Origin of the sequence: Streptomyces sp. 15-116A (assembly GCF_025290915.1) — a bacterium.
In the GTDB taxonomy this organism is placed as follows: domain Bacteria; phylum Actinomycetota; class Actinomycetes; order Streptomycetales; family Streptomycetaceae; genus Streptomyces.
Window position 1 is genome coordinate 1 of sequence record NZ_JAOCQE010000234.1, and the last position, 10,233, is coordinate 10,233.

General features: G+C 70.8%; 10 protein-coding genes and 1 pseudogene. 4 read left to right on the plus strand and 7 right to left on the minus strand.

Translation table 11 applies throughout. From position 1 onward, the window contains the following. From N4P33_RS27410 to N4P33_RS27435, 6 genes and pseudogenes are all read right to left on the minus strand, one after another. Nucleotides 1-289 (minus strand): annotated as a pseudogene (locus N4P33_RS27410) (metal-dependent phosphohydrolase); the annotation flags it as partial. A 168-nt stretch (nt 290-457) separates the two neighbouring features. Continuing rightward, nucleotides 458-769 (minus strand): mycothiol system anti-sigma-R factor, encoded by a 312-nt coding sequence (rsrA, locus tag N4P33_RS27415; protein ID WP_260829477.1) that lies wholly within the window; start codon nt 767-769, stop codon nt 458-460. Further along, complete coding sequence (gene sigR / locus N4P33_RS27420; RefSeq protein WP_260829484.1) at nt 766-1,452, minus strand: RNA polymerase sigma factor SigR; 687 nt, start codon at nt 1,450-1,452, stop codon at nt 766-768. Before sigR ends, rsrA begins: the two co-directional genes overlap by 4 nt. Nucleotides 1,453-1,707: 255 nt before the next feature. Next, complete coding sequence (locus N4P33_RS27425) at nt 1,708-2,340, minus strand: alpha/beta family hydrolase (RefSeq protein ID WP_260829486.1); 633 nt, start codon at nt 2,338-2,340, stop codon at nt 1,708-1,710. 19 nt (nt 2,341-2,359) lie between these two features. Continuing rightward, entirely contained in the window at nt 2,360-3,175 is an 816-nt protein-coding gene (locus tag N4P33_RS27430) for an SOS response-associated peptidase (RefSeq protein ID WP_260829478.1), read from the minus strand. Between the two features lie 130 nt (nt 3,176-3,305). Further along, nucleotides 3,306-5,567 (minus strand): excinuclease ABC subunit UvrA, encoded by a 2,262-nt coding sequence (locus tag N4P33_RS27435; protein WP_260829479.1) that lies wholly within the window; start codon nt 5,565-5,567, stop codon nt 3,306-3,308. 192 nt (nt 5,568-5,759) lie between these two features. Here N4P33_RS27435 and N4P33_RS27440 point away from each other — a divergent pair, with 192 nt between their 5' ends. From N4P33_RS27440 to N4P33_RS27455, 4 genes are all read left to right on the plus strand, one after another. Continuing rightward, on the plus strand, nt 5,760-6,482 hold the full coding sequence (locus N4P33_RS27440) for a M50 family metallopeptidase (protein ID WP_260829488.1): 723 nt from the start codon (nt 5,760-5,762) through the stop codon (nt 6,480-6,482). Nucleotides 6,483-6,568: 86 nt separating this feature from the next. Further along, entirely contained in the window at nt 6,569-7,885 is a 1,317-nt protein-coding gene (gene aroA / locus N4P33_RS27445) for a 3-phosphoshikimate 1-carboxyvinyltransferase (protein WP_260829480.1), read from the plus strand. 9 nt (nt 7,886-7,894) lie between these two features. Further along, a complete protein-coding gene (rsgA, locus tag N4P33_RS27450; RefSeq protein WP_260829481.1) occupies nt 7,895-8,905 on the plus strand; it encodes a ribosome small subunit-dependent GTPase A in 1,011 nt (336 codons plus the stop codon). Nucleotides 8,906-9,027: 122 nt separating this feature from the next. Further along, on the plus strand, nt 9,028-9,351 hold the full coding sequence (locus tag N4P33_RS27455) for a multidrug efflux SMR transporter (protein WP_086600180.1): 324 nt from the start codon (nt 9,028-9,030) through the stop codon (nt 9,349-9,351). Here N4P33_RS27455 and N4P33_RS27460 read toward each other — a convergent pair. Beyond that, nucleotides 9,308-9,967, minus strand: a complete 660-nt coding sequence (locus N4P33_RS27460) for a TetR/AcrR family transcriptional regulator (protein WP_260829483.1) — start codon at nt 9,965-9,967, stop codon at nt 9,308-9,310. The genes N4P33_RS27455 and N4P33_RS27460 overlap by 44 nt on opposite strands. Nucleotides 9,968-10,233: the final 266 nt, after the last annotated feature.

Consider the following 10,233-nt stretch of genomic DNA (forward strand, 5'->3'; position numbering starts at 1 on the left):
CGACGGGCGCGAGCAGCGCCCCGGGCAGTGCGACCAGCGCGGCGGCGTGCGGCGGCAGCAGAAAGGCCCCGGCGAGCAGGACGGGATAGAAGGTGCCACCGGGATACGCCGTGCCGAAGTGGCGCGAGCGGGCGAGCCGCTCGCAGCCGGCGTAGAGCGCGGCGAGCAGGGCGGCGGCCGGCCACCAGCGGCCGGGCTCGGCCGGTATCGGAAGCGGCAGGAGGCACAGCAGCGCCACGAGGGCGACACCCGCCACGCAGACGCGGGCCCGTGCCGGTAACGCCTCCATCAGCCCCTCCCCGACCGTGCGGGCCGGTGCTCGGCCCGCCGCACTGTCAGGTTCAGGAGCCTAGGACGGCGGGGGGTGCCTCCGCGGGCCGATAACCCGCGGATTAGCACGTACGAGTGACGCGAGGGGTGGGCAGAACTCCTGGACCCTCGAGGTTCAGGACTCCGTTCAGGACTCCTGGGGTGTGGCCGGTGAGGCCGTGACGTCGTGGTCGGGCACCGTCTCGCCGGAGCGGATCAGCTCGATCCGGCCCATGACCTTGGAGCGCAGGTCGCCCGGCACGTCGTCATGCCCGCAACACCGCTTGACCAGCTTCTTCACGGCCTGCTCGAGGCCGTACTTCTCCAGGCACGGCGAGCATTCCTCGAAATGGTGCTCGAACTTCACGCAGTCGTCGTCGGGCATCTCACGGTCGAGGAACTCGTAGAGATGATCGAGGATTTCGCTGCAATCCGTCTCGTGCGGCTCTCCGCAGCTCATGACCCCGAGCCTTTCGCTTCGTTCGACTCTCCGGCGCCGGCCGGGACCAGTCCGCGATCGCGGGCGTAGTCCTCCAGCATGCCGCGCAGCTGACGGCGGCCACGGTGCAGCCGGGACATCACCGTACCGATGGGTGTCCCCATGATGTCCGCGATCTCCTTGTAGGCAAAGCCCTCGACATCGGCGAGGTACACCGCGATGCGGAACTCCTCGGGGATGGCCTGGAGCGCTTCCTTCACGTCCGAGTCGGGCAGGTGGTCCAGCGCCTGCGACTCCGCGGAGCGCAGCCCGGTCGACATGTGCGACTCGGCGCGGGCGAGCTGCCAGTCCTCGATGTCCTCCGCGGCGCTGCGCTGCGGCTCGCGCTGCTTCTTGCGGTAGGAGTTGATGAAGGTGTTGGTGAGGATCCGGTACAGCCACGCCTTGAGGTTGGTGCCCTCGCGGAACTGGTGGAAGGACGCGTACGCCTTGGCGTAGGTCTCCTGCACCAGGTCCTCCGCGTCGGCAGGGTTGCGCGTCATGCGCAGCGCGGCCGAGTACATCTGGTCGAGGAACTCGAGCGCGTCACGCTCGAAGCGCGCGCTGCGCTCCGCGGTCGACTCCGCACCCGTGCCGCCCTGGCCCTCGGGCTGCTCCGCCTGGCCGTGATCGGTCCCTGCGTCGGTACCGGGAACCGGACCCACCTCCTCCAGAGTTGTCGTGAGACCGAGACCGGTCCCACCCGAATCGGAGGATAGACGACGATCCGGTCCGCCCGCCGCCCGAATAGGGGCGGTCCTGGCCGCGTGCAGCACCGTCCAGTCCAGGTCGGCGCGGCTGTTGCGGCTCGGGCATTGGATCGAACCCATGCGGCGGACTCCCTCTCCTACGACGGCTGTGCCTGCGGCCGGCACATACGTCCGCTCCAACAGCGGGCGCCGCCCTGGCATTCCCGGGCGTCACCCGAGTGAGCCGGTCCACTCCACCACCGCGTCCGTGACCACCGCCACGGCCTCCTCCTGCGTGATCTCCGCCCGTTTCGGCACCGCGAAGCCGTGATCCCCGTACGGCACCTCCACCAGGGCGTACGACCCGTCGGGGAACTCCCCGGGGCGGCCGAAGGGGTCGTTGCCGCCCTGCACGACGAGGGTGGGCACCCCGGCGCCGAGCAGTTCCTCGGCGCGGGACTTCTCCGGCCTGCCCGGCGGATGCAGGGGGAAGCTCAGCGCGAGCACGGCGTGGGCGCCCAGTTCGCGGGCGGTGCGGCAGGCGACGCGGGCGCCTGCGCTGCGCCCGCCGGAGATCACCGGCAGGCCGGGAGCGGCCAGCGCGGGCCAGATGCCGCGCCAGCCGGCGTCCAGGGTCTTCGGCGCGGGGGCGACCTTCTTGCCGGCCACCCGCCAGGGCTGCTCCACGAGGGCCACGGTGACGCCGTGGCCGGGCAGTGCGGCGGCGAGGGCCCTGAGGTCCCGGGCCTCGATGCCGCCGCCGGCGCCGTGGCTCGCGGCGAGGACGAGGCGGGGCTTCGTGGTGGTCGGATGCCACGTGATGCGGGCGGGGCCGGCGTCGGTCTCGATGATCTCGGTCGTCACATCAGAAGCGGTGGTCACATCAGAAGAGTGTGCCCTCCTCGGGGGCCGCCAGCTCCTTCAGCAGCTCCGGTCCGTTGTTGCGGACGTTGCTGACCGCCGTGCCGACCGGGTAGGCGCGCATCAGTCCGGCGGGCGGCGGGGCGAGCAGCTCGCGCAGGTCGTCGGGGTCCGTGCGGGCCGGGTCGAGCCAGGCGTCCCAGCGGTCCGGGGTGAGCATCAGCGGCATCCGCGGGTGGATGTCGGCGAGCGCCCGCGGCCCCTCCTCGGGGGCCACGGCGAGCGGGGTCCGCTCCGCCTCCGTGGTGATGATCGAGCAGGTCGCCCACCAGGCCAGCGGGTGGTCGTCCGGCAGCGTGCGGTCGCGCCAGAACTCGTACAGCCCGGCCATCGCGAACACCGAGCCGTCCGCGGGCGTCACGAAGTACGGCTGCTTGCGGGGCCGCTTCCGCTTGCCCTCGACCTCGAGCTCCCGCTCCTGGGTGCCGGTGACCCACTCGTAGTAGCCGTCGGCGGGCAGGATGCAGCGGCGGGTGGTGAAGGCGCGGCGGAACGACGGCTTCTCGTGGACCGTCTCGGCGCGGGCGTTGATCATCCGCGCGCCGCCCTCGGGCGTCTTCGCCCAGGAGGGGACGAGCCCCCACTTCAGCTTGCGCAGCTGCCGGACCGGCCGCGGGTCGGGGGCATCCTTCACGGGGCGGTCCAGGACGGCGTAGACCTCCTTGGTGGGGGCCACGTTGTAGTCGGGCTCCAGGGACTCCTCGGGCTCCCACTTCTCGATCTCGAAGATGCCCGCGAGATCCTCGGGCCCCCGACTCGCCGCATACCGACCGCACATGGAAAACCGTCCCCTCCGACCTGCGCACGTCACAGATCACGTCACCTCAGCCGGCACCGGCGTGCCGCGTCCGTCAGCTCCCGGACCCGTCCAAGGGTGGCAGACGGTCGCTGACCGCTTCCCGCCGCCGTCAGCCCGGCAGCGACGCAACGAGGAACCGGCCCGTGACGGAGTGCTCTGCCTGCGCCAGTGCGGCCGGGGTCCCCTCGAAGATCACCCGGCCTCCCTCGCCGCCGCCTCCGGGACCCAGGTCGACGACCCAGTCCGCCTGCTTGACGACGTCGAGGTTGTGCTCGATGACGATGACGGAGCCGCCCTGGTCCACCAGGCCGTCGATCAGGCGCACGAGGCTGTCGACGTCGGACATGTGCAGTCCGGTGGTGGGCTCGTCCATCACATAGACGCTGCCCTTCTTGCCCAGCTCGGTGGCGAGTTTGATGCGCTGGCACTCGCCGCCCGAGAGTGTGTTGAGCGGCTGCCCGAGCTGGAGATAGCCGAGACCGACCTGGTCGAGGGCGCGGAGCGTCTGTGCGATCTTGGGCTCGGTGAAGAACCCGGCCGCCTCGGCGGCGCTCATCGACAGCACGTCATGGATGTTCCGCCCGCGCAGCGTCAGGCGCAGGACGCCGTCGACGAACCGCATGCCGGCGCAGACCTCGCAGGTCGTGATCATCGGGTCCATGAAGGCGAGGTCGGTGTAGATGATGCCGTGCCCCTGGCAACGGGGGCAGGCGCCCTCGGAGTTGAAGCTGAACAGGGAGGGGCTGACCTGGTTCTCGCGGGCGAACAGCCGGCGGATCTCGTCCATGATGCCGGTGTACGTCGCCGGGTTGGAGCGCCGGTTCGTGGTGACCGCCGACTGGTCGATGACGACGGCGGAGGGGTGCTGCCGCAGGAGCACCTCGTGGATCAGGGTGCTCTTGCCGGAGCCGGCGGGCCCGGTGACAGCGGTCAGCACACCGAGCGGGAACCGCACGCTGATGTCCTTGAGGTTGTGGATCCGGGCCCCTGTCACCTCCAGGTGCCCCTTCGGCTCACGGCACCGCTTCTTGAGGGGAACGACTCCCCGCAGGAACCGCCCGGTCGGGGTGTCGGCCCCGGCGAGGCCCCGGACGTCGCCCTGGTACACGATCTCGCCTCCGTGCCGCCCCGCGCCGGGACCGAGGTCGATGACGTGCTCGGCCATCTCGATGATGTCGCGGTCGTGCTCGACCACGAGCACGGTGTTGCCCTTCTCGGCCAGCTCCCTCAGCAGCCGGCTGAGCCGTCGTACGTCGCTGGGGTGCAGGCCGATGGTGGGCTCGTCGAAGATGTACACCATGTCGACGAGCGAACTGTTCAGATGACGGACCATCTTGATGCGCTGCGACTCGCCACCCGAGAGCGTGGAGGTCTCACGGCTGAGGCTGAGGTAGCCGAGCCCCAGTTCGACGAGGTGCCGCAGCCGCTCGATCAGACTCGCGGTCAGGGTGGAGACGGACGGTGAGTCGACCTCCTGGACCGCCTCCATGAGGTCGGCGACCTCGAGGGAGGCGAGTTCGGCGATGTTACGGCCGTTGACGCGGCAGTCGAGCGCCCGCTGATTGAGCCGCTGCCCCTTGCAGGTCTCGCAGGGTCCCCGGGTGACGACCCGCTCGAGCGCTTCACGGTTCTTGGCGCTCATCTCGTCCGGCTCCTTACGGAGGTACAGCCGGTCGAATTTCTCCAGAAGTCCTTCGTACTTGGAGTTGACCTTGCCGCCCTGCCACTCCAGGGCGATCGCCCCCTGAGCCCCGTACAGGAAAGCCTGCCACTCGCTGTCGCTGTAATCACGGAGCTTCTTGTCGTTGTCGAAGAGCCCGGAATGCGCGTACAGCTTCCAGAACCAGCCGCCGACAGTGAACGCGGGATGCCGGATGGCGCCCTCATTGAGGGACTTGGACCTGTCGAGCAGTTTGTCGAGGTCGACCCGCACCCGGTGCCCGAGCCCCTCGCAGTCGGGGCACATCCCGGCGGGGTCGTTGAAGGAGAAGGCGTTGGAGTAGCCGATCCAGGGCTTGCCCACGCGGGAGTAGAGCAGACGCAGCAGCGCGTGGATGTCGGTGATCGTCCCGACCGTCGACCGCGCGTTCCCTCCGATCCGCTTCTGATCGATGATCACCGCCGTCGAGAGATTCCTGATGGCATCGGCGTCGGGCTGCCCGTACCTGGGGAGCCGATTGCGCACGAACGCGGTGAACGTCTCGTTGAGCTGCCGCTGCGATTCCGCCGCGATCGTGTCGAACACCAAGGACGACTTCCCCGACCCGGATACGCCCGTGACAACGGTGACTTTGTGCTTCGGCACCTCGACGGAGATGTCCTTGAGGTTGTTCTCACGAGCACCGACGACCTGAATAGCCTGCTGCCGCATGCGCGCACGCTATCGGCCAATGCGGCCAGGAAATGACCTACATAAGGCCGGATTTCGTGATCCGCACGTTCCTCGTCAGGAACGATCGCTGACGCCCCGACGTCTCCCCTACCGTCCGCACAGGCGTGCAACACTGCCAGACCCCGCCCGCGTAGAGGGAGCCCACGCGCACACATGGAAGGCACAGCCGGCATGGTCACCACCGCGTCCGTCTCACTCGCGTCCTTGTGGGACGAGGTCTCCGGCACCCAGCCGGACCCCGATCTGTGGGTGGTGATCGCCACGCTGGTCGCCGCCCTCGCCGTCGTCGTCCCGCATCCGCTGTGGCGGCTCTCCCGCAACGCCATCACCATCGCCCACGAGGGCGGCCACGGACTGGTGGCGCTGCTCACCGGCCGCACGCTCACGGGGATACGCCTCCACTCGGACACCAGCGGCCTGACCGTCAGCCGCGGCAAGCCGCACGGCATCGGCATGATCCTCACCGCGGCGGCGGGCTACACCGCGCCACCGCTGCTCGGCCTCGGCGGGGCGGCGCTGCTGGGGGCGGGACGCATCACCCTGTTGTTGTGGGTGGCGACCGGCCTGCTGGTGGCGATGCTGGTGATGATCCGCAACGCGTACGGGGCGCTGACGGTGCTGGTGACCGGCGCGACGTTCGTGGCGGTGTCCTGGCTGACCGGTCCCCAGGTGCAGGCGGCTTTCGCGTACGCGGTGGTGTGGTTCCTGCTGCTGGGCGGCGTGCGCCCGGCGTTCGAGCTGCAGGCGAAGCGGGCGCGGGGAGGGGCGGGGGACTCGGACGCGGATCAGCTGTCGCGGTTGACGCATGTGCCGGCGGCGCTGTGGTTCTTCCTGTTCCACGCGGTGTCTTTGTGTTCGCTGATAGGTGGGGGCAGGTGGCTACTGGGGGTCTGAGCAGCCAACCTCAGGGGCGCGGGGAACTGCGCGCCCAGCCACAACGGCGCCGCACCCGAACGTCGGCCTCCTTATAAAGTGGCCCCATGGCCCCGAACCCCGCACACACCGCCCTCTGGCCCGCCCCGCACGCGAGCGGAGCCGTCGACGCGACGGTCCACGTGCCCGGGTCCAAGTCGGTCACCAACCGTGCCCTGGTCCTCGCCGCCCTCGCCTCCGAGCCGGGCTGGCTGCGCCGCCCCCTGCGCTCCCGCGACACCCTGCTCATGGCCGGGGCGCTGCGCGCCATGGGCATCGAGATCGAGGAGGGCGTGGGCCCCGACGGCACCGGTGAGGCCTGGCGGGTGCTCCCCACGGGGCTGCGCGGCCCGGCCACCGTCGACGTCGGCAACGCCGGCACGGTGATGCGCTTCCTGCCGCCCGTCGCCACGCTCGCCGACGGTCCCGTCCGCTTCGACGGCGACCCCCGTTCGTACGAGCGTCCCCTGAACGGCGTCATCGACGCGCTGCGGCAGCTCGGTGCCCGGATCGACGACGACGGGCGCGGCGCGCTGCCGATGACCGTGCACGGCGGCGGCGCCCTGGACGGCGGCACCGTCGAGGTCGACGCGTCCTCGTCCTCCCAGTTCGTCAGCGCCCTGCTGCTGTCCGCGCCGCGCTTCAACCAGGGCGTCGAGGTCCGGCACACCGGCGCGACCCTCCCGTCGATGCCGCACATCCGGATGACCGTCGACATGCTGCGCGCGGTCGGCGCCCAGGTGGACACCCCCGAGTCGGGCGGCGAGCCCAACGTCTGGCGGGTCACCCCGGGCGCCCTGCTCGGCCGGGACCTCACGGTCGAGCCGGACCTGTCCAACGCCCAGCCGTTCCTCGCGGCGGCGCTGGTGACCGGTGGCCGGGTCGTCATCCCGGACTGGCCGGCCCACACCACCCAGCCGGGTGACCGGCTGCGGGAGATCTTCACCGAGATGGGCGGTTCCTGCGAACTGACCGAGTCGGGGCTCGTGTTCACGGGGTCGGGCTCCGTCCGGGGCATCGACGTCGACCTCGGTGAGGTCGGCGAGCTGACGCCCGGCATCGCGGCGGTGGCCGCGCTCGCGGACTCGCCGTCGACCCTGCGGGGCGTGGCCCATCTGCGGCTGCACGAGACGGACCGGCTGGCCGCGCTCACCAAGGAGATCAACGAGCTCGGCGGCGATGTCACCGAGACCGCCGACGGTCTCCACATCCGCCCGCGCCGCCTGCACGGCGGTGTCTTCCACACCTACGAGGACCACCGCATGGCCACCGCCGGTGCGATCATCGGCCTCGCGGTCGAGGGCGTGCAGATCGAGAACGTGGCCACCACGGCGAAGACCCTGCCGGACTTCCCCGAGCTGTGGACCGGGATGCTCGGGGCGTAGGGGTTCACCATGCGCCGCTACGGCAAGCACACCGACGAGGACGACATCCGCTCGCGCCCCAACCGCAAGGGCAACCGGCCGCGCACCCACATCCGTCCCAAGCACGAGGACGCCGCCGAGGGCATGGTCCTCACCGTCGACCGGGGCCGGCTGACCTGTCTGGTCGGCGATCGCGTCGTGATGGCGATGAAGGCGCGTGAGCTGGGGCGCAAGGCGGCCGTGGTCGGTGACCGGGTGGCGATCGTGGGTGATCTGTCGGGGAAGAAGGACACCCTCGCGCGGATCGTGCGCATCGAGGAGCGTACGTCCGTGCTGCGGCGTACCGCGGACGACGACGATCCCTACGAGCGGGTCGTCGTCGCCAACGCCGATCAGCTCGCCATCGTCACCGCGCTCGCCGATCCGGAGCCCCGGCCGCGGCTGATCGACCGGTGCCTCGTCGCGGCGTTCGACGGCGGTCTCGATCCGCTGCTGGTGCTGACGAAGTCGGACCTGGCGCCCGCGGACAAGCTGCTGGAGCTGTACGGCGATCTCGACATTCCGTACGTGGTCACCAGCCGCGAGGAGCTGGAGAGCGGGGAGGCCGCCGACCGGGTGCGGGAGCAGCTCGACGGGCGGATCACCGCGTTCGTGGGGCACTCGGGGGTCGGCAAGACGACGCTGGTGAACGCGCTGGTGCCGGAGGAACGGCGGCGTACGACCGGGCATGTGAACGCGGTGACCGGGCGGGGGCGGCACACGACGACGTCCGCGCTGGCGCTGCCGCTGGCCGCGGCGGACGGGTGGGTGATCGACACCCCGGGCGTGCGGTCGTTCGGCCTTGCGCATGTCGACCCGTCGCGGGTCATCCACGCGTTCCCGGATCTGGAGCCGGGGACCGAGGGGTGTCCGCGGGCGTGCAGTCACGACGAGCCGGACTGTGCGCTGGACGCCTGGGTGGAGGAGGGGCACGCCGATCCGGCACGGCTGTACTCGCTGCGGCGGCTGCTGTCGACGCGGGAGCCGACGGAAGGCGACTGAGCTTCGCTCTGAGCTTCGCGTTGTTTGTCCTGACGTGCGCCTGGTAAGTGCATAATCGCACCGAGCCGGAGTTCGTGCCTGAGGTGGGCGGAGCCCTTCGCGGGCGTACGGGAGGACGACACATGGCGTGGCTGCTGGTCATCGTGGCCGGGTTGCTCGAGACCGGCTTCGCCGTGTGTCTGAAGCTGTCCCACGGTTTCACACGGCTCTGGCCGACGATCGCGTTCTGCGTGTTCGCGCTGGGGAGCTTCGGGCTGCTGACGCTCGCGCTGAAGAAGCTGGACGTGGGGCCGGCGTACGCGGTGTGGACGGGGATCGGCGCGGCGGGGACGGCGATCTACGGGATGGTGTTCCTCGGGGATCTGGTGTCGACGCTGAAGATCGTGTCGATCTCGTTGGTGATCATCGGGGTGATCGGGCTGCAGCTGTCGGGGTCGGCGCACTGAGGTGTGCGTGCAGGGCGTCTCGCACCAGGTCGGTGACGGTGCCGTCGGCGGGCGGGGCGGCGATGCAGGAGAGCGCGAGCCGGATGGCGAGCTCGCAGGCGCGGGCGAGGTCGGCGGTAGCGGCGGGAGTGCCGGGGGTGCCGGGGGTGCCGTGGCCGGTCAGGGCGATGACCGCGCGGTCGCGGACGAGGGTGACGAAGTCGGTGGGGGACGGCAGGGGGCCGTCGGCGCGGCGCTGGGCGGGGACGGCGGAGCTGGACGGGACGCGGGCGAGGGTCGGGGAGGGCAGACGTTCGCTCCAGCAGCCGGTGAGCATGGCGCGGACCAGGGCGTTGTCGCGGGCGGTGTCGGTGGTCCACTCGGCGGTGGCGGTGAGGCGGTCGCGCGGATCGGTGCGACTGGTGAGGGCGCGGTCGACGCCCGCGAGGTAGGCATCGGCCTCCCTGCGGACGAGGGCGCGGGCGAGGCCGTCCTTGCTTCCGAACTCGTTGTAGAGGGTCTGCCGTGAGACTCCGGCCGCGGCGGCCACGTCCACCATGCGCACGGCGGACCACGGGCGACGGGCCAGGGCGGTGTAAGCGGCGTCCAGCAGAGATTCCCGCGCTGCAGGCATCATCGCCTCCCTCGGGGCGAGCTCACGACCCTGCGGTTCAGAGTTGACGCGGCACCAGGCACTGTCAAGGGTGCGTGCGGGTTGTGTGGGGGTGCGCGTGGCCATGCCTGCGGCGCCGCTGCGGCTTCGGTGGGGGCGGGCGTAGCGCCTACGGGTGGTGGGTGAGTCGGGGCCGGGTCGGTGGTGTCCGTCCTCGGTCTGGCGCGAAATAGGTCGACACAGAAAGCGGGTCGGCGCGGACGCACCAGCCACTGCGGGCAGACACCACC